Source organism: Exiguobacterium sp. 9-2 (assembly GCF_036287235.1).
Lineage (GTDB): Bacteria > Bacillota > Bacilli > Exiguobacteriales > Exiguobacteriaceae > Exiguobacterium_A.
On the sequence record NZ_CP142850.1, the window covers coordinates 2,971,770 to 2,995,837 of the forward strand.

General features: G+C 46.0%; 24 protein-coding genes and 1 riboswitch. Of the genes, 11 read left to right on the forward strand and 13 right to left on the reverse strand.

All coding sequences use genetic code 11. The features are described from left to right. Positions 1-23: 23 nt before the first annotated feature. Positions 24-1,208: a class I SAM-dependent rRNA methyltransferase gene (locus VJ374_RS15520; protein ID WP_329469563.1), complete on the forward strand. Its 1,185-nt coding sequence runs from the start codon at positions 24-26 to the stop codon at positions 1,206-1,208. Positions 1,209-1,298: 90 nt separating this feature from the next. On the opposite strand, the gene VJ374_RS15525 is transcribed toward VJ374_RS15520, so the two are convergent. After that, complete coding sequence (locus tag VJ374_RS15525) at positions 1,299-2,291, reverse strand: zinc-binding dehydrogenase (RefSeq protein ID WP_329469565.1); 993 nt, start codon at positions 2,289-2,291, stop codon at positions 1,299-1,301. A gap of 109 nt (positions 2,292-2,400) precedes the next feature. Between VJ374_RS15525 and pepT the strand changes: the two genes are divergently transcribed. Beyond that, a complete protein-coding gene (pepT, locus tag VJ374_RS15530) occupies positions 2,401-3,636 on the forward strand; it encodes a peptidase T (RefSeq protein ID WP_035411883.1) in 1,236 nt (411 codons plus the stop codon). An 88-nt stretch (positions 3,637-3,724) separates the two neighbouring features. Here the strand turns inward: pepT and VJ374_RS15535 are convergent, their stop codons facing one another. Next, on the reverse strand, positions 3,725-4,594 hold the full coding sequence (locus VJ374_RS15535) for a prohibitin family protein (protein ID WP_058713675.1): 870 nt from the start codon (positions 4,592-4,594) through the stop codon (positions 3,725-3,727). Positions 4,595-4,893: 299 nt separating this feature from the next. On the opposite strand from VJ374_RS15535, the gene VJ374_RS15540 reads away from it, so the two are divergent. Together VJ374_RS15540 and VJ374_RS15545 are read left to right on the forward strand one after the other, a co-directional pair. After that, positions 4,894-6,516, forward strand: a complete 1,623-nt coding sequence (locus tag VJ374_RS15540; RefSeq protein WP_035411871.1) for an ABC-F family ATP-binding cassette domain-containing protein — start codon at positions 4,894-4,896, stop codon at positions 6,514-6,516. 65 nt (positions 6,517-6,581) lie between these two features. Then, positions 6,582-6,962 (forward strand): NUDIX hydrolase, encoded by a 381-nt coding sequence (locus VJ374_RS15545; RefSeq protein ID WP_329469569.1) that lies wholly within the window; start codon positions 6,582-6,584, stop codon positions 6,960-6,962. 226 nt (positions 6,963-7,188) lie between these two features. Here the strand turns inward: VJ374_RS15545 and VJ374_RS15550 are convergent, their stop codons facing one another. The 5 genes from VJ374_RS15550 to VJ374_RS15570 form a co-directional block, all read right to left on the reverse strand. Continuing rightward, the gene (locus tag VJ374_RS15550) at positions 7,189-7,656 is read right to left on the reverse strand and encodes an SRPBCC family protein (RefSeq protein ID WP_056064751.1); all 468 of its coding nucleotides are present in this window, start codon (positions 7,654-7,656) and stop codon (positions 7,189-7,191) included. 75 nt (positions 7,657-7,731) lie between these two features. Beyond that, positions 7,732-8,679: an ATP-grasp domain-containing protein gene (locus tag VJ374_RS15555; RefSeq protein WP_329469572.1), complete on the reverse strand. Its 948-nt coding sequence runs from the start codon at positions 8,677-8,679 to the stop codon at positions 7,732-7,734. After that, positions 8,676-9,734 carry an LLM class flavin-dependent oxidoreductase gene (locus VJ374_RS15560; RefSeq protein WP_329469574.1) on the reverse strand — a complete coding sequence of 353 codons (1,059 nt, stop codon included), beginning with the start codon at positions 9,732-9,734 and terminating at the stop codon, positions 8,676-8,678. The genes VJ374_RS15555 and VJ374_RS15560 overlap by 4 nt, the downstream gene beginning before the upstream one ends. A 74-nt stretch (positions 9,735-9,808) precedes the next feature. Further along, positions 9,809-9,911, reverse strand: a riboswitch (SAM riboswitch). A gap of 109 nt (positions 9,912-10,020) precedes the next feature. Next, the gene (locus VJ374_RS15565) at positions 10,021-10,659 is read right to left on the reverse strand and encodes a DUF975 family protein (protein WP_035411859.1); all 639 of its coding nucleotides are present in this window, start codon (positions 10,657-10,659) and stop codon (positions 10,021-10,023) included. Positions 10,660-10,852: 193 nt separating this feature from the next. Further along, complete coding sequence (locus VJ374_RS15570) at positions 10,853-11,638, reverse strand: DUF817 domain-containing protein (RefSeq protein WP_308102313.1); 786 nt, start codon at positions 11,636-11,638, stop codon at positions 10,853-10,855. 153 nt (positions 11,639-11,791) lie between these two features. On the opposite strand from VJ374_RS15570, the gene VJ374_RS15575 reads away from it, so the two are divergent. From VJ374_RS15575 to VJ374_RS15595, 5 genes are all read left to right on the forward strand, one after another. Then, positions 11,792-12,457 carry a YczE/YyaS/YitT family protein gene (locus VJ374_RS15575; RefSeq protein ID WP_035411857.1) on the forward strand — a complete coding sequence of 222 codons (666 nt, stop codon included), beginning with the start codon at positions 11,792-11,794 and terminating at the stop codon, positions 12,455-12,457. Between the two features lie 154 nt (positions 12,458-12,611). Next, positions 12,612-13,067: a MarR family winged helix-turn-helix transcriptional regulator gene (locus VJ374_RS15580; protein ID WP_035411854.1), complete on the forward strand. Its 456-nt coding sequence runs from the start codon at positions 12,612-12,614 to the stop codon at positions 13,065-13,067. Position 13,068: 1 nt separating this feature from the next. Continuing rightward, a complete protein-coding gene (locus VJ374_RS15585) occupies positions 13,069-13,704 on the forward strand; it encodes a nitroreductase family protein (RefSeq protein WP_035411851.1) in 636 nt (211 codons plus the stop codon). Positions 13,705-13,756: 52 nt separating this feature from the next. Beyond that, positions 13,757-14,392, forward strand: coding sequence for a nitroreductase family protein (locus VJ374_RS15590; protein ID WP_023469790.1), 636 nt, complete (start codon positions 13,757-13,759; stop codon positions 14,390-14,392). Positions 14,393-14,468: 76 nt separating this feature from the next. Further along, complete coding sequence (locus tag VJ374_RS15595; RefSeq protein ID WP_329469579.1) at positions 14,469-15,785, forward strand: NAD(FAD)-utilizing dehydrogenase; 1,317 nt, start codon at positions 14,469-14,471, stop codon at positions 15,783-15,785. Positions 15,786-15,806: 21 nt separating this feature from the next. Here VJ374_RS15595 and VJ374_RS15600 read toward each other — a convergent pair whose 3' ends face one another. The 5 genes from VJ374_RS15600 to VJ374_RS15620 all read right to left on the reverse strand — a co-directional run bounded on the left by VJ374_RS15600 (position 15,807) and on the right by VJ374_RS15620 (position 20,861). Further along, positions 15,807-17,243, reverse strand: a complete 1,437-nt coding sequence (locus VJ374_RS15600) for a DEAD/DEAH box helicase (protein ID WP_035411845.1) — start codon at positions 17,241-17,243, stop codon at positions 15,807-15,809. 63 nt (positions 17,244-17,306) lie between these two features. Beyond that, positions 17,307-18,380, reverse strand: a complete 1,074-nt coding sequence (rlmN, locus tag VJ374_RS15605) for a dual-specificity RNA methyltransferase RlmN (protein WP_023469793.1) — start codon at positions 18,378-18,380, stop codon at positions 17,307-17,309. A gap of 124 nt (positions 18,381-18,504) precedes the next feature. Beyond that, positions 18,505-19,308: an ABC transporter permease subunit gene (locus tag VJ374_RS15610; RefSeq protein ID WP_329471074.1), complete on the reverse strand. Its 804-nt coding sequence runs from the start codon at positions 19,306-19,308 to the stop codon at positions 18,505-18,507. Further along, the gene (locus VJ374_RS15615) at positions 19,308-20,189 is read right to left on the reverse strand and encodes an ABC transporter ATP-binding protein (protein WP_329469582.1); all 882 of its coding nucleotides are present in this window, start codon (positions 20,187-20,189) and stop codon (positions 19,308-19,310) included. The genes VJ374_RS15610 and VJ374_RS15615 overlap by 1 nt, the downstream gene beginning before the upstream one ends. 12 nt (positions 20,190-20,201) lie before the next feature. Further along, the gene (locus VJ374_RS15620) at positions 20,202-20,861 is read right to left on the reverse strand and encodes a methyltransferase (RefSeq protein WP_329469583.1); all 660 of its coding nucleotides are present in this window, start codon (positions 20,859-20,861) and stop codon (positions 20,202-20,204) included. A gap of 86 nt (positions 20,862-20,947) precedes the next feature. Between VJ374_RS15620 and VJ374_RS15625 the strand changes: the two genes are divergently transcribed. After that, positions 20,948-21,271 (forward strand): heme oxygenase, encoded by a 324-nt coding sequence (locus VJ374_RS15625; protein ID WP_035411837.1) that lies wholly within the window; start codon positions 20,948-20,950, stop codon positions 21,269-21,271. Positions 21,272-21,393: 122 nt separating this feature from the next. Then, positions 21,394-22,131 carry a uracil-DNA glycosylase family protein gene (locus VJ374_RS15630; protein WP_329469584.1) on the forward strand — a complete coding sequence of 246 codons (738 nt, stop codon included), beginning with the start codon at positions 21,394-21,396 and terminating at the stop codon, positions 22,129-22,131. Between the two features lie 55 nt (positions 22,132-22,186). Here VJ374_RS15630 and htpG read toward each other — a convergent pair whose 3' ends face one another. Then, complete coding sequence (htpG, locus tag VJ374_RS15635; protein WP_329469586.1) at positions 22,187-24,049, reverse strand: molecular chaperone HtpG; 1,863 nt, start codon at positions 24,047-24,049, stop codon at positions 22,187-22,189. Between the last annotated feature and the right edge of the window lie 19 nt (positions 24,050-24,068).

Genomic DNA, 24,068 nt, shown 5'->3' on the forward strand with positions numbered 1-24,068 from the left:
CAAGTAGAAATGAGGAAACTTACATGTCTCGTGAACTTTATCCAGTTGTCGTCAAACCAGAATGGATTGAATCGATTCGAAGCGGGTATCCCGCGTTACGCAAGGAAATGTTCGAAGCCTTACAACATGTCAAAGAGGCAGGCGGACTGCTCCATCTGATGACAGAACATAAAGAATACCTCGCGACTGGTTATTTTGGCAAGCAAGAAAAAGGTGTCGGTTGGACTCTCTCAATGGACGAGCAAAAAGCGATTGATGTCGACTTCTTCAAACAACTTTTTGAACAAGCATTAGACAAACGAAACGAATTTTTTGAAGAGTATTCAGAAGCCTTCCGTATTTTTAACGGTGCAGGAGATGGTATCGGTGGTTTGACAATTGATTGTTACGATCATCATTACCTTATTACATTCGAAAATGAAGGCATCTATACATTCCGTCCATTGATTCTTGAAGCTCTTGAATCACTACTGAATTACAGAAGCATTTATGAAAAACGAGATTTCCTCGTCGATCTTCAACCCGTCAAAGGCGACGACTTTTTGAAAGGGGAACGAGGCGATTTTCCTGAAGTCGCACAAGAATACGGTGTGTTGTATGAGTATGACTTGGATGCTGGTATGCGGACTGGTTTTGACATTGCCCAACGTGAACTTCGCCGAATCCTTCTCGATTCCGTCGAACGAAAAACCGTACTTAATCTCTTTTCTGATACAGGAACATTAACGGTAGCTGCCCTTTATGGTGAGGCTACTCAAACGACAAGCGTTGATTTCTCGACACGTAGTCGAAATAAGACAAAAGATAATCTTGTGTTGAACAGTTTTACTCCTGAGGAACAGAAGATTTTAGTTCAGGATGCGTTCGACTACATCGAACAAGCGGATAAGAAGACTCGTTTTGACGTCGTCTTGTTCCATCCGCCCGTACAAGTCAATACACGAACACGTCAGTTTCGGACCGAACAGGATCTCGCTCTTTGGATCCAAAAAGTCATTCATTTGACGAATCGCGGAGGACTGCTAGCGATTACGACAGATAGTCCCGCTCTTGATGCGTCACAATTGAAAAAAGCTGTGGAGCAGGCGTTCAACAAGTTGCGTCAAAAATTTGAAGTCGTATGGGAGCAGCCGGAGCAGAAAGATTTCCCGACTCCTCCTTCCATGCCACAACTCAATCCAAAAAGTATTCTTGTTCGCCGTAAATGACGTGTTATCTAAAAAATCCGCTACTGAATTTTTCAGTAACGGATTTTTTATATTTTTAACAGGAAATGTAAAATGAATGGCGAATCATTTTTAATGGGTTGGATATACACTCACTTTACCAAAGTGTGATGTTTGATCAAATCGTTGATAGAGATCGTTTAACGCATCGCGTTCATAGGGAATCTGCTCTTCAATCCGTATTTCAATCACTCCTTCTTCCACTAAACGAATGAGTTCTGCTAAGTGATGTTGCTGTTGCTTCATCTCCTCTACTTTTCCTTTTAGCAACGGGAGCGCGACGAACACAGCTTCGAGTGACAAGGCTTTACTATGCATCATCGTTAAATCTTGTGTCGTCCGTGTCGCGATCGAAATGATGCGTCCCCGCTCTTTTGCGAGTATGAACGATTCTTGTAAATGGTCACCACCCACTGTATCAATGATGACGTCGAATCCATCCAGATCGAGTCGTTTGAGCAATATTTCAGCTGATTCTTCCTTGTACCGGTGAATACGAATCCCTTTTGCTTCTAGCCAAGCTGCCTTCTCGTCAGAAGAGGCGCTCGCTGTAACGTCACATCCATAATGACGAGCCAGTTGAACGGTAAGATGTCCTACTCCACCCGTTCCGCCTGCTACATATACGCGGATTCCTGGGGTAATCGCGATTCGCTCTTTTAAAATTTCCATTGCTGTCAATCCAATCACCGGTAAACAACCAGCAACCTCAGCCGATACCCCTTCCGGTCGTAAGACTGCCATTTGTTCAGGCACAAGCATTTCTTCCGCTAACGCACCGGCGCGTTTTCCAAGTCCACCGCCGAATGCGACGATGCGATCGCCGACAGAAAAAGACGTCACACCCTCCCCGATTTCAATCACTTTCCCCGTTACATCACCCTGGAGAATTCCAGTCGTTGAAGCCGCCACCACATGTCCGAAAAACATCTTCGTATCAAGTGGATTGATGCTTGACCCCTCGATTTGAACCCGTAATTCGTACTTCCCCGCTTTTTCGGGTGTGACGTCTTTTTCTGTAAGTGATGCATTTTTTCCGTACTGATCGACTACGAATGCTCTCATGAAGAATTCCCCCTTTTTCAATATTAGTCTATCATGATTCAGAATTCTCTCACATTAGTCGTTCATGCTATGATGAAGATATCTTATGACGAGAAGGGACGTTTTTGATTTGAAACAAGAATTGATTGATCGTCTAACTACATACGTGAAAGTCGATACACAGTCGAACTATGAGAGTATGACTGTTCCAACGACAGAAGGGCAATGGACACTAGCTCGTTTGCTCGTAGAAGAATTAAAGACAATTGGCATGGAAGAAGTCACCGTTGATGATAATGGTTATGTCATGGCGACATTACCTGCCAATACAGACGCAGACATTCCAACAATCGGTTTTCTCGCTCATCTCGATACAGCGACAGACTTCACAGGTACGAATGTCCGTCCACAACTCGTGGAAGCATATGACGGAAATCCCATCACATTAAGTGAAGTGCCATCCGTCATTCTATCGCCAACTGATTTTCCTGCACTGCACAACTACGTCGGTCACACCTTGATGACGACAGATGGGACGACATTACTCGGAGCCGATAATAAAGCCGGAATCGCAGAAATCATGACAGCCATGCATCATTTGATTTCACATCCGGAAATTAAGCATGGTCGCATTCGTGTTGCCTTCACACCTGACGAAGAGATTGGTCGTGGACCACATCACTTTAATGTCGAAGCGTTCGATGCCACGTATGCTTATACGGTCGACGGCGGTCCGCTTGGTGAGCTTGAATACGAGAGCTTTAATGCGGCGGCGGCTAAAATCGTCTTCCACGGAACAAATGTCCATCCGGGAACAGCAAAAGATAAGATGGTCAATTCGCAGAAACATGCGATGGCGTTCCACGATCGTCTTCCCGGAGAAGAGTCTCCTGAATTCACGGATGGTTTTGAAGGATTCTTCCATCTGATTTCATTTGACGGTTCGGTCGAAAAAACGACGCTCGACTACATCATTCGTGATTTTGATCGTGAAGCCTTCGAGGGACGGAAACACTTCTTGTCTGCCCTTGTCGATGAGTGGAACAAAAAGTATGGTGCTGGTAGTGTGGAAATCGACTTACACGATCAGTACTACAACATGCGTGAAAAAATCGAGCCCCACATGCACATCGTTGATATTGCTCATGCAGCGATGGAGTCGCTTGATATTACGCCAATCGTTAAACCGATTCGTGGTGGAACAGATGGATCACAACTCTCATACATGGGACTTCCGACACCGAACATTTTTACCGGCGGTGAGAACTATCATGGCAAGTTCGAGTTCATCTCTGTGGATAACATGGTGAAAGCAACACAAGTCATCATTGCCATCGCTCAAGGTTTTGAACAAGCTTCGCACTAATCAAAAAGCAGATTCTCAGCGCTGAGAATCTGCTTTTTTCACGTCTGCCGTTGTGGTCTTTAAGCGGTTTATCTTAGACATATTTCAATTAGTTTTTTTCTTGTGTCGTACCGTCAGGAATCGGTAGTTGAACCATACTCCCTGATCCACTGACAAGTGGTGATTTCCCGTCCCACTTCTTGACAGCTTCGTATTGAATCATTTCTTTCGTCAACGTCTTCTGTAATTCTTTTTGTGCTTTTGCCAACCCTTGAGCTTCGATCAAACGCGCATCGGCTGCTCCTTTTGCTTCTACGCGAAGACGTTCTGCCTCTGCTTTAGCGATTTCAAGATCCGTTTTCTTTTTATCGAGTTCCTGCGACGCTTTGACACGCGCATCGATTGCTTCCTGTGTCTTTTCATCTGGTTTTGGTGCACCGAGTGCGACATCCTCGATGATGAAACCGATGTCCTTGACGTCTTCTGCAAACTGCGTCTGAATGCTCGTCGAGACGTTTCCTGATTTTTCACCGAACAGTTCAAGAACAGTAACTTTCGAGATTTGCTCACGCGACGCATCATAGAGTCGTTGTTTCAAGTAACCTTTGGCAATCTCATCGATTTCGATCGGTCCGAACTTGTTGAAGACTTTTGTCACCTTATCCGGCGAAACGGAGAAGCTGTATGTAAAGTCGACGACGATGTTCTTTCCGTCTTTAGTCGCAAGCGTCATGTTATCAAGCGATTTCGTCTGTGTACGGATCGGATACTCCGTCACCCGTGTGATTGGTGAAACGACATGCCAGCCTTGCGATAACGTCTCATCTTTGACACCGCTTGACGGGGTATAAACGACACCAACTTGTCCGGGTTCGATTTGTTCGACGACGAACGGCGTTGTAGCCAGCAGGGCTAATACAAGTACACCAGCGATGATCATCGATGGACGAATTTTTTTCTTCGGTTTGATTTCTCTCATTCTGAATCTCCTTTATCAATCTTTTCTTGGATATAGCGATAGAGTTCCATGCCAAGCAAAACGATGAGGGCGAAAAACAATAACGTGAAAAAGATGGCCATCTAACCCCTCCTCTAGCGAATTCCTTACTTTCTTCTACGCATCCATCTGGAAAATGTTTCATTATTTTAAATATCCGGTTGCTTATTTTTAATTTCTGTCCTAATATGGAAAGAACTTTGCCTGCTCTACGACAGATCATGATTTGTGGTACACTCGAATGAGCACATCACTTACTAGAAACGAGGGTTCATCTCTATATGATTACAGTACAAAACGTCGGTCTTCGCTTTGCGGACCGAAAATTATTCGAAGACGTTAACATCAAGTTCACGCCAGGTAACTGTTACGGTCTGATCGGTGCAAACGGTGCCGGTAAATCAACGTTCTTGAAAATTCTCGCTGGTGACATTGAAGCACAACAAGGCGATGTCATCATCACACCGGGCGAACGCTTAGGCGTCCTTCGCCAAAACCATTACGAATACGAAGAATTCCAAGTCATCGAAACAGTCATGATGGGACACAAACGTCTCTATGAAGTCATGAAAGAAAAAGATGCGATCTATATGAAAGAAGATTTTTCAGATGAAGACGGCATGCGTGCTGCTGAACTCGAAGGTGAATTCGCTGAAATGAACGGTTGGGAAGCGGAGTCGGAAGCAGCGATGCTTCTACAAGGACTTGGAATCAAGGAAGACCTTCACTCGAAAACGATGGCTGAGCTGACAGGATCTGAAAAAGTCAAAGTCTTGCTTGCACAAGCGTTGTTCGGTAAACCTGACATTCTTTTACTCGATGAGCCGACAAACGGACTCGACCTGAAAGCTGTCAAATGGCTTGAAGAATTCTTGATCGGATTCGAAAACACGGTCATCGTCATTTCCCACGACCGTCACTTCTTGAACAACGTCTGTACGCACATGGCGGATCTTGATTACGGTAAGATCCAACTGTATATCGGAAACTATGATTTCTGGTATGAATCAAGTCAGCTTGCTTCGCGTATGGCAAGTGACCAAAACAAGAAAAAAGAAGAGAAGATTAAAGAACTTCAAGCCTTCATCGCACGTTTCAGCTCAAACGCTTCGAAAGCGAAACAAGCGACGTCACGGAAGAAATTGCTTGATAAAATCACACTCGACGACATTCGTCCATCATCACGTCGTTATCCGTTCGTCGGCTTTACGCCAGAACGCGAAATCGGAAATGACCTCTTGATGGTCGATGGTCTCTCGAAGACGATCGATGGCGTCAAAGTCCTTGATAATGTCCGCTTCTCGTTGAACAAGACGGATAAAGTCGCGTTCATCAGCCAGAGCGATATCGCGATCACGACACTATTCAAAATCCTTATGGGTGAGATGGAACCGGACAGCGGTACATTCAAATGGGGCGTCACGACTTCCCAATCATACTTGCCGAAAGATAACTCGGAATTCTTCGAAGGCTCGGATAAGACGATCCTCGATTGGCTCCGTCAGTATTCACCGGCAGATGAGAGCGATACGTTCCTCCGTGGATTCCTCGGTCGGATGCTCTTCTCAGGAGAAGAAGTCATGAAAAAAGCATCTGTCTTATCTGGGGGCGAAAAAGTCCGTTGTATGCTTTCAAAAGCGATGCTCAGTGGTGCTAACGTCCTTGTACTCGACGATCCAACGAACCACTTGGATCTCGAATCGATCACGGCACTAAACGATGGTTTGATCGCTTATAAAGGCGCAATGCTCTTCAGCTCGCATGACCACCAGTTCGTCGAAACGATCGCGAACCGGATCATCGAGTTGACACCAAACGGTATCGTCGATAAAGAAACGACATACGATGAGTATTTGAACAACGATACGATCCAACAGCAATTGACAGCGTTATACGCACAATGATTTTGAAAGAGACCGGAACTGTCGTTTCGGTCTCTTTTTTGAACACGTTGAAGGAGGAATGCGATATGCGACATCGCGTATGCGCTGCGTTGATTGAAGAGCAACAGATTCTAATGGTCAAATTACATACCTCTTCCCGGACATTTTGGACGTTACCCGGCGGAGGTGTCGAGAATGGTGAAACAAAAGAGCAAGCCATCATGAGAGAAGTGTTAGAAGAAACGCATCTTCACGTCACGGTCGAACGGAAACTTTACGAGATTTCAATTGATCAAGGAACAGAGACATGTTTTCTCGTTCGCCGTGTCTTAGATAGTCCTGAACCTCGACTCGGGATCGATCCTGAACTATCGCTTGATCAACAAGAATTACGAGCCGTTCGGTTTCGACCACTGAATGAGATGCAAAATGATTCACAGATTTCTCGTTTGCGTCTACTATCGTAACGATATAATCTTTGGATTAAATGAAAATTTAATAACCGTATTTATACTTAAAAATAGTAGTCGATAACTAAGCTTTTTGATAATCCAAAATCGCTCGATCCAGCGATAGAAAACGAGAATGTTATCAAGGTATCGACTGCCTATCCGTTTTACCGAGTGGTCATAAATCGTATACGAATCGATAAGATATGAAAAAACGGATTCCCCAGTGCGGGAATCCGTTTTTTCATGCATTGTTCTTCTTTTGTTTCGCTGCCTCTTCTTCGACACGTTGCAACAAGCCCTGAACAATTTTCTCGTTTTCTCGTTCGCCACCGAGTGACAAGAGACTTTTCCCAACAAAGTTTGCCCCTTCATTTTTTCCTGTATAAATCAACAGACAACGAGCGTGTCCAAGTGGTTTGAGCGTAAACGTCATCTCAATCTTGAATATTTTAGCTAACGTGAATCCAATCGTATTTTGTTTAAAGTCCGGCTCATTCGTATAGGCTAAATCGGTCACGATGTAGGTTTCGAGTCGGTTGCCCTGCATGTATGTTTGACGATACGTCGAACCGACGACACCCGGTTTTCGTTCAATCACTTCATGCTGGACGACGTTCGGAATCAGACGTTGCAGCCGCGTGTGATCAAACAAGTGCCATGCTTCCTCAATCGGGATATCGAGCTGTCGTTCTTCTCTCCACGTAATCATAGATCCGCCCCCTTTCTATAGAAATACCCCGTCATCCGGTCTTGTAACGTCCGGTGACAGGGCGGGAGCCGATTCTTATTTTACTGTGCTTGTTTCAAGTGCTGCACCGAGGAACTTCGCCAGTTCGAGCATGCCGTAGCGTCCTGCAGCTGCCTCAGCATCCGAATTGTAATTCGTATTCGTATTGACGTCATACGTATAGATCGTACCTGACGCATCCTTGATGAACTCGATACCTGCGACCGCAATCTGGTTCGCATGGAGGAACGCTTCGTACTTTGCAATGATTGGATCATCGAAGCCTTCAACGATTTGGAACTTCATCGGCGTTTGCGGCGCTTCTTCCCCGACTGGGCAGAACAAGTCTTCGATCACACATGCATCCGCTGGGCAAAGCTCAAAACCTTCTGATGTATCGACTCGAACCGCGTAGACAAACTTTCCACCTACGAACTCACAGCGCGTGATGTACGGTTCTGGTGCTTGGATATACTCTTGAATCAATGTGATGCCATCGACTGGTTCGTCGAATGTCGGACCATCGAGATAAGCTTCAAGTGCTTCAATCGAATGGAATAACTGGACGCCGAGACCTTTCCCGGCACGGTTATGTTTCGTGATAAATGACGAAACACCGATTTCTTTTGCTGCTTGTACGATTTGATCACGTCCGACAGCAGCCGTTGTCTTTGGTACACGAATCCCAGCCTTACGTAACGCTGTGTATTGATTGACTTTGCTGACTTCAAGACGGAGCGCACGCGTTCCGTTAAAGACAGTGCGGTCATGCTCTTCTAACCAAGCGAGGACCCCTTCCGTCAACTCTGGCGCATAACGATGCCCCCGCGTATGCGAAGACGCACTCATACGACTGTAAAAGACACCTTCTGGCGGCAGTTCATCTAACGGTACGATTCCTTCATTCAAGTGCCACTGCTCGTACGGCAACTTGAGTTCTTCGAGACGTTTGATGAGATGATCCGTCCATTCTTGGTTTTCGTGGAGAATATGAATTTTTGTCATGATTGTTGACCTACCTTTCGTTTCGCTTCGACCAGTGGCATTACGTCACGGGCAAAGCGTTCCATTTCTTCGAGTTGTGGTGAGAATTGTAACAAGAGCAACGTGACACCAACGGCTTCGAACGCTAGAATCCGTTCGGCAATCTGTTCTGGTGTTCCGATCAAGTTCGGTCGCAGACCACGGTTCGAGACGGAATAATCATTTCGTTCGACCTGTTGTTCGAGTTGTGATTTACTGATGAAATCTTGATAACCGGCATAACCGGCGCTGTCTTCCTTAACGTCCGTGATGCGTTGCCACTCAAGAAGCGCTTCTTCTTCCGTATCCCGACAAATGATGTAGGCAGCAAGACCGAAGCTCTCAAGCGGTGCGTGTTCCGTCGCTTCCCGGCGTACTTTCATATCATTGATTTTATGAGCTACTTCTTCAACAGTGCCTCCATGCATGACGTAGGCATCACAATGTTCGACGATCGTCCGTTTTCCGGCTTCACTCTCTCCACCAGCGTAGAGCTTAATCCCCGGACGCTGGACGGGTTTCGGATGGAGTTCTGCCTGTTCGATCGTGTAGTGATTACCGAAGAAGCTGTACGGTGACGCATCTGCCCATAGTCCTTTCATGACCGTGACGAACTCTTCCGTCCGGGCATAGCGCTCATCATGTGCAGTAAAAATACCGTTGTATTGTTTTGCTTCTTCTGCCCACCAGGCTGAGACGACATTGAGCGTAAATCGCCCTCCACTCAACTGATCGATGTTTGCCGCCATCTTCGCCGTCGTCGCTGGATTATGGAACCCGGGACGAACCGCTGTCATGATCTCAAGGCGTTCTGTTGTTGCAGCAATCGCCGCTGCCGTTGTCCATGCCTCAAGACTCGGTTCCTTGATGCCTTTGATATCGTTCAAGTTCAATTCCGCAATCAACGTCGTCGAGAAGCCGATGCGTTCAGCTGTTTGTGCGACTTGTTTCGCATAATCGAATGTTGCTGGCATCTGTTCATCCTCGACGTTACGTAGCCATCCCCCAAAAATCGGTAACCAAAAACCATACTCCACTCCATCGTCCCCCTTATCATAAAAAAACGCTCTTTTCGAAGTTCGAAAAGAGCGACGGTATCTTGTCCTGTCCGCTCTTATCTTCAGAAGGTATTCCTTCCTGGAAGTAGCACCTTCCGCCATAGCGGGGTTGCTGAAGTGTCTTCGGGCCAGTCCCTCGACTTCTCTAGATAAGATGTGTTGCATTCATCGTACAGAATTCATTGAACTAAAGCAACCATTAAACCGTCTTTTCCTATCGGATTTATTCCAAAGAAAAATCCCGACGTAGTGTCGGGATTCGGAATTAGTATGGTGCGACGAAATCTGATGTCTGCTCTGGCGCCTGCTCCCCACGAATACGATCGTAGAATTTGGCAAGCGTGACACTGAAGTATGGTCCGACCCATAGGACAGCAAGACCAAGCGTAACGATGACAAGCAACGCCCAACCGATAAACGATAAGAAGAGCAAGAATGCTTCCATCTTGTGTCCATCCATGAGTTGCCGTGAGCGTGTAATTGCCTCGAGAATACCGATTGACGGCTCATCCCGAAGGATGTAGTACGTCAACAAGTAAGAGAATGACTTGATGATACCAGGGATGATTAAGAGTAACGTCCAGAGCGCGATAAAGATGAACTGAACAATGGCCAGCCCCACCACTTTCAGGAACATACCATATGGCTCAAACAAATCCGTCACTTTCGTTTCTTCGCCACGAGCAATCGACATGGCAATCCATGTCCAACCGACTCCTACTGGAATCAATAAAATCGACACCAATGATACAACGAGATCTATACTACTAGACGGCTCATCGATATCCGATCCAAATAAATTAGGAACACCCTGAATAATACTAAACAGCAGAAAAGCTAGGACTGCAAATCCCCAACGACCGCTGAGCGACTCCTTCGCTGCTTTTTTTAATTGAGATGACATGAGTAAGGTCCTCCTTGAAAAATAAGTTCTCACCTTACTCTACGGCTTAAAACTTCTAATGTTTCACTCTTTTTTCAATAATTTCCCGTCTCGTCACTGGTTGAGCCAAACACGCTCAAGTTGTCGTCCACATGTTAGAACGAACGTTGAACATCGAAGCGCTCCATCACAAACGAAATGTCATGTTTTTTATCTATGTACGCTGATATATCTCCACAGCCGGATCCCGTTGCTTGTATTTCGCGACGATGACGATCAGGACCGTGATGATCACAAGCAGGAACCAAGAAGACAACTTTCCGAGATCAACGACTTCCCATCCTCTTTCCTGATGTGGATAGACCCACCCTTTAAAGAACGTCACGATATTCTCAGCGATCCAAATAAAGAACGCGATCAGTAAAAAAGACAGGACGAGCGGCATCCGGTAGATCGTCTGCTCGATCGTAAAATGAACCCATGACTTATAGAAGACAAGGACGACAAGGACCATCAATAGCCAGCGTGCATCGAAGATCCAGTGGTGTGTGAAGAAGTTGAGATAGACGAGACTGCCTACGCTGATCGCAAGCCAAGGTGGTGGAAATGCTGTGAAGCGTAAATGAAATCTTCGGAACGCTTGACAGACATAACTTGCGACACTTGCATACATGAATCCTGCATACAAAGGAACACCAGCCACTTTCGTTAGAGCCTGTTCCGGATAACTCCAAGACCCAACGTTCACTTTGAACAGTTCAAGTGCTAGACCAATCACGTGAAAGAGTAAGATCAGTTTGAACTCTTCCAGCGTTTCATAACGCGTGACAAGTAAGACGATTTGGACGAGAAGACACCATAGCAACAGGAGATCGTATCGAGCGACCGGTTCAGCAGGAAGATAACGTGAAAGAGCAAGCGCTGCGAAAATCATGACGGGAAAGACGCAACAGACGGCTTCTATGTATGTAAAACGAATCAGGTGTCGAATCGCTTTCATCCTGTCATCTCCTTTTTTCTTCAGTATACGTTTCTCTTTCGACCTTCCCCTCCTTCTTAAGATGGAAAAAACGGAAAATTTCGTCTTTCTTCTTCTACTTTCCTCATGATACAGTTAACGAATCAATTATTTTTAAGAAATGAGGTGTTAGACATGACGCGTCATCGTGCTTCCTGGTTATTACGCGCTACGTTAAAGTGGGGACTCTTCCTACTCGGTTTATTTTTACTCGCTCTCGGCTCATCGATGATGATCACTGCTGAACTCGGTGTCTCGACGTGGGATGTATTGCATCTCGGTCTCCAAAAGAAAACACCACTGTCCGTCGGAACGATTATTTTGCTCGTTGGTCTATTACTCGTGTTCGTTAAGTACACATTAGACCGCGTCACACCACAAATTGGAACACTCGTCAACGCGATCTTCGTCGGTGTCTTCATGAATCTTGTCCTTAATTCTCATCTCTTACCCTCTTTTGAGTCGATCTGGTTGAATACGATCTGGTTGATTTTCGGCATCTTCATCATCGGCATGGGGGCAGGTCTTTATGTTGCTGTCGGATATGGAGCCGGTCCACGCGATGGGTTGACGCTGACACTTGCAGAGCGATTTGGAACGTCGATTCGTCTGATGCGGACGATCATGGAGGTCACGGCATGCGGCATTGGCTGGTTGCTCGGTGGTCCTGTTTTCTTCGGTACAATCCTCTCGATTTTCTTAATCGGACCGTTCCTGCAATTTTGGTTGTTCTATTTCCGTCGGATCATTGCAGCGATTGATGCAAAAGGAATTCCAGCGTCTAAACGCCAAATTAGCTAAGTCGCCTGACTCGATATCATTCCGCGTGAATGATATCTCTTTTTATGTTAAAAGCAAATAAGTTGCGCCATCAAATTAAACACGTTATATTCGTTTACATATCAATCTTTGATACGTCAAAGGTTTCTTCGAACGAAGGGAAGGATGTGATGGATTGAGTATCTCCTGCACTGAAAAAGGACGATTGATCTATGCACTCGTTTCTGTCAATAAGACGATTGCTCAAAAATTCGATCTCTGTACGGATGGTTTTAGTCAGACTCGAATGGATCTACTCGCTCAACTACAAGTCGATCAAACGATTAGCCAAAAAGAGTTACAAAAACGCGTCAATGTGGATCATGCGGCAGTGACCCGTCATCTCAAGCACCTGGAATCGACCGGGATGATTGCTCGCGAGCGTTCAGCTGCTGACAATCGGGTGATTCTTGTTTCTTTAACGGAACAAGGGGCGACGCGCATCGCTCAATTACGCGAACAAAAAGATGAGTTTCTCGAGGATCTACTCGAAGGATTCTCTGCTGAAGAACAACGGACGTTAGCTGAGATGATTCAGCGCATCGAAGCAAACGCTGACGCATTACCTAAACTAAAAGAGGAGTCGATTTAATATGGCAACGCAAACTCAAACAGACTTCATGGAAATCGTTAAAGGACGTCGCTCGATTCGTAACTACGACACGAACGTAAAAATTTCAAAAGAAGAAATGACACAAATCCTTGAAGAAGCAACACTTGCACCTTCTTCCGTCAACATGCAACCATGGCGTTTCCTCGTCATCGATAGCGAAGAAGGAAAAGCAACACTTGCACCACTCGCGAAATTCAACCAAGTCCAAGTCGAGACATCTTCTGCTGTCATCGCTGTCTTCGGTGACATGAACGCAGTCGATCAACTCGAAAACATCTACGACACAGCTGTTGCGAAAGGGCTCATGCCACAAGAAGTACGCGATCGCCAAGTACCTGCGATCCAAGGCATGTACAGCAGTATCTCAGCAAACGATTTGAAAGATAGCATCTTGATCGACTCAGGTCTCGTTTCGATGCAATTGATGCTCGTCGCTCGTGCGCACGGATATGATACGAACCCAATCGGTGGTTACGAGAAAGATCAAATCGCAGAAGCATTCGGTCTTGAAAAAGAGCGTTACCTCCCAGTCATGTTGCTTTCAATCGGTAAAGCAGTAGATGCAGGATACCCATCGGTTCGCCTACCGATCAACGACATCGCAGACTGGAAATAAGTTTTTCACACCACAAAAAAGAAAAAACATACACAAGGGAGATTGAATAATTATGACTACTCAAACAACAACGGACTTCATGGAAATCGTTAAAGGACGTCGCTCGATTCGTAACTACGACACGAACGTAAAAATTTCAAAAGAAGAAATGACACAAATCCTTGAAGAAGCAACACTTGCACCTTCTTCTGTCAACATGCAACCATGGCGTTTCCTCGTCATCGATAGCGAAGAAGGAAAAGCAACACTTGCACCACTCGCGAAATTCAACCAAGTCCAAGTCGAGACATCTTCTGCTGTCATCGCTGTCTTCGGTGACATGAACGCGGTCGATAGCATCGAGACAATCTACGATATGGCTGTTGAAAAAGGTCTCATGCCACAAGAAGTACGCGATCGCCAAGTACCAGCCATCAAAGGTTTCTACCGTCCAGAAGACGTTGAAACATTACGTGACAGCATCTTGATCGACTCAGGTCTCGTTTCGATGCAATTGATGCTCGTCGCTCGTGCGCACGGTTACGACACAAACCCAATCGGCGGTTACGAAAAAGATCAAATCGCGGAAGCATTCGGTCTTGAAAAAGAGCGTTACCTCCCAGTCATGTTGCTTTCAATCGGTAAAGCAGTAGATGCAGGATACCCATCGGTTCGTCTACCAATCGCTGACATCGCAGAATGGAAATAAGCGATCTCACTCAGTCCGGATTCCTTTTATAGGAATCCGGCTTTTTTGTATACTCAGAGAAAAGGAGGCGTCTGTAATGTATGATGTGACGATTATCGGAGCCGGTGTAGCGGGAATCTTCCTTGCTCATCAGCTCGTTGAAGATGGGCAATGCGTCTTACTGCTCGATGCCGGAAAACCAATCCGCAAGCGAACAGTAGAAGATGCGTATCTTGGATTTGCAGGGCTTGGAAAATCAGAAGGAAAATTCAATTATGCGATGGGATTCGGCGGAGAGCTCGTCTCAAAAATCGGTGAAGAGACGACACGACGACTGTTCCAAGAAGTCGATAATCTTTTATGTACATACGGTGCCGATATGATCGAGACCTACTCGACGCATTCACCTGCTGTCGCAATTCGCGCCCGTCGTGCTGGTCTCCATACGGTCGAGACGACCGTCCGTCATTTAGGCACAGCACGGACAGTTGGCGTCTTCACGGCGTTTGAGGATGCTTTATTGCCACGACTCGATGCTCGTTTCGAAACGACGATCGAACAGATCACGAAGTCGGAGGCGTTTACGATTAAAACAGCGGACGAAACCTTCGTAAGTCGACGGATCGTGTTCGCGACAGGTCGTTCCGGTGCAGACTTTACGTTGCAACAGTTAGCGACGCTTGGTGTCATCCCACAGCGGACCCGACTTGATCTCGGAGTGCGGGTCGAGACGGATGAGGCACTATTTCGAACATTACTACAGGAGACGTTCGAGACAAAGCTCGGTTACGACTCACCTTATGGTAAAGCCGTCACCTATTGCATGAATCCATGCGGACGGATCATCCGCAAATATCAAGAAGGACTCGTCATGCCGGACGGTCAAAACGTCCATGAGACGGCAGATGGATCAACGAATTTGAACTTTACACTGTTTCTCCCGCGTTATTTTTCGACGTTAGCACAAGCCAATGCATACGCCACACGCGTTATCGGAGGAATCAATCAAGGACAGGATCGCATCGTTGTCCAGCGCCTCAGTGACTTTCGAAAATCGCGAGCGACAACAACGGATCAATTGCTTCATAACGGAATCATCCCTTCGCTAGCTGCTTCCCCTGGAGATTTACACGCGGAAGTACCTGTGGAAGACCTCCTCGTCTTGGAAGGTTTTTTTAAACGCCTCGAGCGACTCCTTGAGACGGAACTTCCAGCAGATACGTTACTTTATGGACTAGATGGTAAGTTTTACGCACCGATGCTTGAGACGTCAGAAACGTTTGAGACGACATGCTCCGGTGTCTATGCGATCGGTGATTGCTCTGGTGCAACGCACTCTCTTGCCCAAGCAGCCGCTAGCGGACTTCATCTCGGACATGCTTTAACGCAAACAAGCCGGTCCCTCTTCGCCTAAGCGGAGATGGACCGGCTTGTTTTACTTCTTGAATGCTTCATACACCTTCAATTGTTTCCCTTTGACTTTCGTCGTCTTCATCGCTCGTAAGACAAGCGGACCTTTGCCGTTCAGGATATCGACATACGTCAACGTATCCTGAATCGAGATAATCCCGATATCGTCTGCTGTGACGCCTTCAATCTTCGCGATCGTTCCAACGAAGTCGACGGCACGAAGTTTCTTTTTCTTTCCGCCGTTAAAGAACAACTTCATGATGTCGGCATCGAGCTGTTCCGTTTTCGACGAACGCGTATCTGCCGTCGCCATTTTCTCTTCGAACGCATCCGCTGTCCGCATCAAGTCCTTTTCCGTCGGTGCTTGGCGGCGTGTCAGCTTCCCGTGATATTGCTCGATTTCCTTCAGGCGACGTTCGTCTGCTGGTGTGACGAGACTAATTGCTTGTCCAGTTGCTCCTGCACGACCCGTCCGACCGGTCCGGTGAACGTAGCTTTCTCGTTCGACAGGGAGATCATACTGGATGACATGCGTGATGTTCTCAATATCGATACCGCGTGCTGCGACGTCTGTTGCAACGAGAATCCGGAATTTACCGGCACGGAACGCCTTCATCGCATCAAGTCGATCGTCTTGTTCCATTCCTCCGTGAATCGCTTCAACCGGATAGTCATGTGCACGGAGACCATTTGCAACGAAATCGACATGTTCTTTCGTCCGACAGAAAATCATACAGCGATCCGGGTTTTCAGCGACGAGGACATCTTTTAGAATCGCGAACTTCGTCTTATCCGTCACCGGAATATAACTATGCGTAATCGTTGAGACGACGGTTTCACCCGCTTCGATTCGTTTCGGTGCATCCATGTAACGATTGCTCAACTGTGCGATATCTTCCGGGAAGGTCGCAGAGAATAAGAGTGTCATCCGATCTTTTGGTAACTCGGACAAGATGGCGTCGACTTGATCGAGGAAGCCCATATTCAGCATTTCATCGGCTTCATCCAAGACGACGTAACGGATTTTCTCAAGCGATAGCGTGCCCCGCTCGATATGATCGCGTACACGTCCCGGTGTCCCGACGACGACGTGTGTCTTTTGTTTGAGTTCCGTGACTTGTCCACGGAACGGTTGCTTGCCGAAGACGGCCGTCGCTTTGATCCGCTTATAGCGTCCGATGTTCATGATGTCTTCTTTGACCTGCAAGGCAAGCTCACGTGTTGGCGTCAAGACTAAGACTTGTGGTTTGTTTTCTTCCCACTCGACGAGTTCACAAAGGGGGATTGCGAAGGAAGCCGTCTTCCCACTTCCTGTCCGTGATTTGACGATGACGTCTTTTCCGGATAATACGACGGGAATGACCGATTGCTGGACTTCGGTTGGTGCCGTGTATCCGAGTTGCTCGATCGAGTCGAGAATCGGTGTGCTTAAGTTAAAATCATTGAATCGTATACGTGTCATAGGATGTCCTCATTTCTTATCGTAAAAAAAGCTTCCCACCGAAACGATGAGAAGCCCAACGAATTATTTGGATGCTACTTTATCTTTTTTGATTTGCTTACTACGTAATTGACCACACGCAGCATCGATATCTGTTCCGTGCTCAAGACGAACACCACAGTTCAAGCCGTTCTTCTTCAATGTATCGTAGAACGTCGTGATATCTTCAGACGTACTGCGTTGATATTGACCGTGCTCATCGACTGGGTTGTACGGAATCAAGTTGACATACGTCAGGTGACGTTTGTCTTCAAACAATTTCGCGAGTTCGACCGCGTGTTCTTTTTGGTCGTTGACGCCACGAAGCAAGATATACTCGATCGTGATTTTACGGTTCGTTGTTTGAACGTAATAATCGATTGCTGGCATCAATTTCTCAAGCGGAATCGCCCGGTTGATTTTCATGATTTGCGTACGCAATTCATTGTTTGGTGCGTGAAGCGAGATAGCTAAGTTGACTTGGAGTTTTAAGTCAGCGAACTTGTAGATCTTGTCTGCCAAACCACTTGTTGAAACCGTGATGTGACGCGCACCGATTGCAAGACCATTGTGGTCCTTGATGACGTTCAAGAAGTCGACCATGTTGTCGAAGTTATCGAACGGTTCACCGATACCCATGACGACGACGTGGCTGACACGTTCTTCGTTTCCGACTGCATCGAGGTGATGTTGAACGTTCATGATCTGCTCAACGATTTCGCCTGCTGACAAGTCGCGGCTCTTCTTGATGAGACCACTTGCACAGAAGCTACAGCCGATGTTACAGCCAACCTGTGTCGTAACACAGACAGAAAGACCGTATTTATGACGCATCAAAACCGTTTCGATCAAGTTGCCATCATATAATTTGAAGAGGAACTTAATTGTTCCGTCTGCTGATTCTTGCTTGACCGCTTCTGTCATCGAGTCAATCGTAAAACTCTGATCTAACAACTCAAGGCAATCCTTGTTGACATTCGTCATTTCCGCGAAAGTCGTGACACGTTTACGGTAGAGCCAATCCCATACTTGTTTGGCACGGAATGGTTTGTGCCCTTGATTCGATAACCATTCTGTCATCTGCTCAAGCGTTAATCCATAAATGGATGGTTTATTCATTTCAAAAGACCTCATTTCTTTTTCCAGAACTACAACATTCCTTTATCTTAGTAAAAATCAGCGCGTGACGCAACGTTCAAATCCTAAATGTTCAGTTTCTGTAAATTTTTTTCGTCACTTTCGATCAAATCGACAGACTTCGACGCCCGAATTGAACGAATGCTCCAGTCAAGAAAATGAGAAATAGGACGAATAGGATGACCGAATGGAGCAGAAAATGATTCGTTCCTTCTAGTAATTGCGTCGTATTGAATAAGGAGAAGACGGATAGATAACGGAGCCACTCTGTCTTGTCACTCAGTTCAGACAGAATCGTCAAGACGATCGATAGGACGAGTACACTACCAGCAAGCGAAAAAGCACGTCGTTCTTCATCGAATAACGTCGCAATGAATAACGTAAATGTACCAATTGCAAAGAGTAACATTAGCGCATTGAGTTGAATTCGCCATAATACCATAGTATCGATCGTAATTCCGCTCATCCACCAATCCGCTACCATCAATACGAGACCGTTCAGCGTGACGAAAAGAAGACTAGCGAGTCCGATGACGCTTGCAACTGCTAACGTATAGTCATTTCGTGTGATCGGTGCCGCTAGGTAGACGATCAATTCTCCATTGTCGATTGGTCGCGCGACGAGTCGTGCTGCTAGCGAGAGTAAAAATAGACTCGCGATGACTTGGAAGATCAATCCGTAATAATTCCCACCGAGCAGATCAAGCACATTATTGAATCCTGTCACCTTATCGTATTGGAATGCTTTTAAGACTTCCGGGGGTAATGCTTGAAGCTTTGCTTCTAATAAACCTGTCTTCATCATCGATGGATAAAGCAACGCAAGCATCAACAAATAAAGACTCGTTCCAATCGCATAAGCAAGAACAGGCTTTCTGACTTGCTTGAATAAAGAGCGGATTAGCAACATCACGATGGTTCCTCCTCGCCGTAATAATGCAAAAAGACCTGTTCTAGATCATCCGCCGATTGTCGGATCAATCGCACATCATACTGCGTTAAAAAAGCAATCACCTGATTTAAGGTCAACGTCTCATCCGTTTGAAAACTGACTTCTGTCCGCTTCGGTTCAACGCCGACTTGCATCGCGAATTGCGCCGCTTCCGTCTCGCTTTGAAAAACGATCGTGTACACCTTTCGACTCGATCGAATCAACGCATGAATATCGGATTCGACGATGATGCGACCCGCTTTGATTAAAGCGGCTCGATCACACGACTTTTCCATCTCTGGAAAGTGATGCGAACTCATCAAGATCGCTTTTCCCGCTTGTTTCTCCTGTTCAATCCACTCTAAAAAACGCTCTTGCATCAAGGGATCAAGTCCACTTGTCGGCTCATCGAGTAGGTAGACCGGCGCATCCTTCATGAAACAACCGACAAGTGCCAGTTTTTGTTTCATTCCTTTTGACATCTTTCGGATTTTTGTCTTCGTCTCAAAGGGAAACCGTTTCAACAACAATTGCCGCCGTGCCGGATCGCTGCCGTGTAGTCGCTGCATCAAATCCAGCATGTCTGCTCCTGTCATGTCTCCAGGCAGACTAATTTCACCCGGTAAATAACCGACCAACTGCTTTACTTCTTTACTTTGATTCCAGCAATCAAAACCGCCCACGATTGCTTTTCCATCGTCCGCAGCCAGTAGTCCCATTAAATGCCGGAGCGTCGTTGATTTTCCGGATCCATTTGGTCCGATAAAACCGAATATCATACCCGGCTCAACCGTAAAACTGACATCGAATATCCCCCGTCCCGGCGCAAATTCCTTCGTCACATGCTCCAAACGGATCATCATCCGACCTCCTCATCCCTTATTTCGCTCATCACTGTATTCATACCCGTTTTGAAGCAGTTTGTTCGGATCAAAACGATAGATGACGAATCGCTCGTCGTGATTTTTGTCATAAAGATCCCGCAATCGAATCTCATCAACTTGATCAAATACGGTATGGCGCTCTAGATACTCCCGGTATTCATCGGTTGGGTAATACAAAATGAGATCAACTGAACGCGAGGAGCGCTCGACTGAACTTAAGATGTGATCGACTATTTTCATGAAAATTTGCGAAGAGAATGGATTGAAAAAATAAAACTTGTTTGCCTCATCCGGAATGACGTACTGCTCGGCATACGCCTGTTCAAATCGTAAACCTCCGGAGCGCCGCTTCCGTCGACTTTGGTAGTTCCCCATATTCCGGATCGCGTCTTCGTAAAATTGTCCGTTCATCTCGATTCCGATGACGGAGCAGTCAAAACGGTCGTGTAAGTAAAAGTTCAAGCGCCCTTTCCCACATCCGAAGTCAATGACAGTATCCTGTTTTTGAAACAAATACGTTTCGCACAGTTCGTCTAATGCTGCATAGGGCGTTGGTTCATATCGATTGTAGTGACTAAACACACTATAAAGATGTTGCATTTCAATGGTCTCAATTCGTAGTTGTTGATCGTATTCCTGTTCATTCATCGTTTGTTCCTTCTTTCCGGCATTCTTGCCTTCATCGTACTATACTGAAGAAGTACATTATTCGTTTTTTGAAAGGGGATTTCATAATGATCGTCGTTACGAACCGTATTAAAGTCAAAAAAGGCATGGCTGCTGCCCTCGCTCCTCGTTTTACACGTCCAAGTGGACTTGATACGATGGATGGATTCATCCGCGTCGAGGTCTTGTTGACACAAAACATCGAAGAACATGATGAGATGAACGTCAACATGTACTGGGAAGATATGAAGAGTTTCCAAGCATGGCGGGAAAGTGACGATTTCAAAGCGTCCCATAGTCGACCGGCGAATAGTGAAGCCGGAGAATCGCCAATGCTCGGTAGCGAAATTCTGACGTACGAAGTCGCTTCGGTCAAAGAACGCGCGCAATAAACTAAAAAGGACTCGTCTTGAGTCCTTTTTGTGTACCCCTATCAAAATAGTGAAAGGGTGTATTTGTCTCAAATGGTATTATTTGTTATTATAGTGCCAATACAGAGAGAAGAGGACCTTTCATGAATTCGTTAACTATATTTGAACAAGTCATTCGTAGCTTACCTGACGATCGTACGTTACGACGTGATGAATTATGGACGGATGATTTTTTATTGCAACAGGAGAATAATCTAACCGTCTACTATTCTCCGATCGGTGAATATATCAATACTGAGGCTAAAGTCGTCATCGTCGGGATCACACCTGGCTTTGAACAGATGCGAATCGCCTTTGAGGAAGCGACGGATGCGCTCCATCATGGTGCTTCGCTAGAAGAGACGGCACGGCTCGTCAAATATACAGCCAGTTTTGCTGGAACGATGCGACGTAATCTCGTCCAGATGTTAGATGCACTTGAGCTTCCAGCATTGCTTGGAATCGAGACGACGGCTAGCTTATTTCATCAACATCAGAAATTATTACATCCGACGTCACTGTTAAAGCAACCCGTCTTCTATCGGGAAAAAAATTATTCGGGGCATCAACCGAAGATCAGTCGCAGTCCTTTATTGAGACATTATGCGGAGGAACACTTCGTCGCTGAAATCAATCAGCTACGAAAACCGACACTGTTGATTCCACTTGGTCGTGTCGTCGAAGCACAAGTCCGTAGTTTGATTCATGATGGACGAATCGAACAGCATCAGCTTCTTTCAGGCTTCCCTCATCCATCTGGTGCGAATGGTCATCGGAAAAAACAGTTTGAAGAGAATCAACCGTACTTAATGAAACAGCTCATTCAGCATTTTGCGGAGTAGCTCATTCTTTTTTTGAAAAATGACGCCATCCTCATACGGATAGCGTCATTTCAATTTAAACCATTAATAAACACACATCATTCGCGAATGCTACTGGATCCTCGAGTGGGAGTCCTTCGACAAGCAATGCTTGTTGATACATCAGTTTTGTATAGCGCTCAAATTTCGAACGGTCATTTTGATAAGCTGATTCAAGAGATTTAAACACTAGGTGTGACGGGTTCAACTCGAGAATCTTGACCGCTTCTACCCCTTCATTATTCGGTATCGCTTTCAAGATTTTCTCCATCTCGATTGAGACGGCGCCGTCTGTCGCAAAGCAGACAGGATGCGATTTTAGACGCGTCGATGCTTTGACTTCCTTGACCTGTCCACTTAAGATCTCCTGCATCGCTTGGAACATTTCTACTTGTGCCTCTGTCGTCTCTGCTTCTTCTGCTTCGATTCCTAAGTCACTGCTCGTAACTGATTTGAATGTTTTCTCGTCATACGTCATCAGCATCTGAATCGCGAACTCATCGATCTCTTCCGTGAAGTACAAGATGTCATATCCTTTATCACGGACGAGCTCGGATTGCGGTAATTTATCCAAACGATTTGTGCTCTCACCAGCGGCGTAGTAGATATGCGCTTGGTCTTCCGGCATCGCTGCGACGTATTCTGCGAGCGTGATCAACTTCTTCTCCTTCGCTGAGTAGAAGAGGATGAGGTCCTGTACCTGTTCTTTATGCATGCCGTAATCATTGTACATACCAAACTTCAGCTGACGTCCGAACGCTTGATAGAACGTTTCGTACTTCGCGCGATCTTCGCGCAAAAGTGCTTCGAGTTGTGTTTTAATTTTACTTTGGATATTTTTCGCGATCAGTTTCAATTGACGATCGTGTTGCAACAACTCACGCGAGATGTTAAGCGATAAGTCCTCCGAGTCGACCATTCCTTTGACGAAACTGAAGTGATCCGGCAACAAATCACTGCATTTTTCCATGATCAAGACACCATTCGCGTAAAGCTCGAGTCCTTTTTCAAATTCTTTCGAATAATAATCGTACGGTGCCTGTTCCGGAATGAATAAGATCGATTGATAACGAACGGCGCCATCGACGCTGATATGAATGTGTTTTGCCGGTTTGTCAAAACCATACCGCTTCTCTTGGTAGAAGTTCGAATAGTCTTCGTCTGTCAATTCTCGTTTGTTCTTCCGCCAGATCGGCACCATGCTGTTGATCGTCTTGACGACCTCGACCTCTTCCGTCTCGTCACTGCCCTCGATCGGCTGACGTTCGAGTTCCTTCATCTCGATCGGATAACGGATGAAATCCGAGTATTTCTTGATGATGTTGCGCAGACGATACGTCTCGAGGTATTCGTCATACGATTCTTCTTCCTCGTTCGCCTTGATGTGGAGCGTAATCTCCGTTCCGACGGTTTCTTTGTCGACTTCCTCGATCGTATAGCCTTCGACACCACGCGATTCCCATTTATAAGCGATCTTACTACCGAACGGTTTCGTAACGACAGTGACGACGTCTGCGACCATGAACGCGGAATAGAATCCGACACCGAATTGACCGATGATATCATGACCATCTTGTGCTTCATTCTCTGCCTTAAAGGCAAGCGATCCACTCTTCGCGATCGTTCCAAGATTTTCTTCTAGCTCGTCTTTCGTCATTCCGATTCCTGTATCACGAATGACGAGCTGTCGTGTTTCTTTATTTGGTTCGATCGTAATTTTGTAGTGTTCCTTCTCGAACGAAATCGTATCGTCCGTCAATGCTTTATAGTACATCTTATCCATGGCGTCACTAGCATTCGAGATCAATTCGCGCAGGAAAATCTCCTTATGCGTATAGATGGAATGAATCATCATCTCCAGCAATCGTTTTGATTCCGCCTTAAATTGTTTCGTTTCCATGCTTATTCTGCCTCCCCTT

What these genes read in the sequence shown, in the direction of transcription:
- VJ374_RS15520 (WP_329469563.1), top strand. Translation starts at nt 24, where the DNA reads ATGTCTCGTGAACTTTATCCAGTTGTCGTCAAACCAGAATGGATTGAA.
- VJ374_RS15525 (WP_329469565.1), bottom strand. Translation starts at nt 2,291, where the DNA reads ATGAGAGCATTCGTAGTCGATCAGTACGGAAAAAATGCATCACTTACA.
- VJ374_RS15535 (WP_058713675.1), bottom strand. Translation starts at nt 4,594, where the DNA reads ATGAGAGAAATCAAACCGAAGAAAAAAATTCGTCCATCGATGATCATC.
- VJ374_RS15540 (WP_035411871.1), top strand. Translation starts at nt 4,894, where the DNA reads ATGATTACAGTACAAAACGTCGGTCTTCGCTTTGCGGACCGAAAATTA.
- VJ374_RS15545 (WP_329469569.1), top strand. Translation starts at nt 6,582, where the DNA reads ATGCGACATCGCGTATGCGCTGCGTTGATTGAAGAGCAACAGATTCTA.
- VJ374_RS15550 (WP_056064751.1), bottom strand. Translation starts at nt 7,656, where the DNA reads ATGATTACGTGGAGAGAAGAACGACAGCTCGATATCCCGATTGAGGAA.
- VJ374_RS15555 (WP_329469572.1), bottom strand. Translation starts at nt 8,679, where the DNA reads ATGACAAAAATTCATATTCTCCACGAAAACCAAGAATGGACGGATCAT.
- VJ374_RS15565 (WP_035411859.1), bottom strand. Translation starts at nt 10,659, where the DNA reads ATGTCATCTCAATTAAAAAAAGCAGCGAAGGAGTCGCTCAGCGGTCGT.
- VJ374_RS15570 (WP_308102313.1), bottom strand. Translation starts at nt 11,638, where the DNA reads ATGAAAGCGATTCGACACCTGATTCGTTTTACATACATAGAAGCCGTC.
- VJ374_RS15575 (WP_035411857.1), top strand. Translation starts at nt 11,792, where the DNA reads ATGACGCGTCATCGTGCTTCCTGGTTATTACGCGCTACGTTAAAGTGG.
- VJ374_RS15585 (WP_035411851.1), top strand. Translation starts at nt 13,069, where the DNA reads ATGGCAACGCAAACTCAAACAGACTTCATGGAAATCGTTAAAGGACGT.
- VJ374_RS15590 (WP_023469790.1), top strand. Translation starts at nt 13,757, where the DNA reads ATGACTACTCAAACAACAACGGACTTCATGGAAATCGTTAAAGGACGT.
- VJ374_RS15595 (WP_329469579.1), top strand. Translation starts at nt 14,469, where the DNA reads ATGTATGATGTGACGATTATCGGAGCCGGTGTAGCGGGAATCTTCCTT.
- VJ374_RS15600 (WP_035411845.1), bottom strand. Translation starts at nt 17,243, where the DNA reads ATGACACGTATACGATTCAATGATTTTAACTTAAGCACACCGATTCTC.
- rlmN (WP_023469793.1), bottom strand. Translation starts at nt 18,380, where the DNA reads ATGAATAAACCATCCATTTATGGATTAACGCTTGAGCAGATGACAGAA.
- VJ374_RS15610 (WP_329471074.1), bottom strand. Translation starts at nt 19,308, where the DNA reads ATGTTGCTAATCCGCTCTTTATTCAAGCAAGTCAGAAAGCCTGTTCTT.
- VJ374_RS15615 (WP_329469582.1), bottom strand. Translation starts at nt 20,189, where the DNA reads ATGATCCGTTTGGAGCATGTGACGAAGGAATTTGCGCCGGGACGGGGG.
- VJ374_RS15620 (WP_329469583.1), bottom strand. Translation starts at nt 20,861, where the DNA reads ATGAATGAACAGGAATACGATCAACAACTACGAATTGAGACCATTGAA.
- VJ374_RS15625 (WP_035411837.1), top strand. Translation starts at nt 20,948, where the DNA reads ATGATCGTCGTTACGAACCGTATTAAAGTCAAAAAAGGCATGGCTGCT.
- VJ374_RS15630 (WP_329469584.1), top strand. Translation starts at nt 21,394, where the DNA reads ATGAATTCGTTAACTATATTTGAACAAGTCATTCGTAGCTTACCTGAC.
- htpG (WP_329469586.1), bottom strand. Translation starts at nt 24,049, where the DNA reads ATGGAAACGAAACAATTTAAGGCGGAATCAAAACGATTGCTGGAGATG.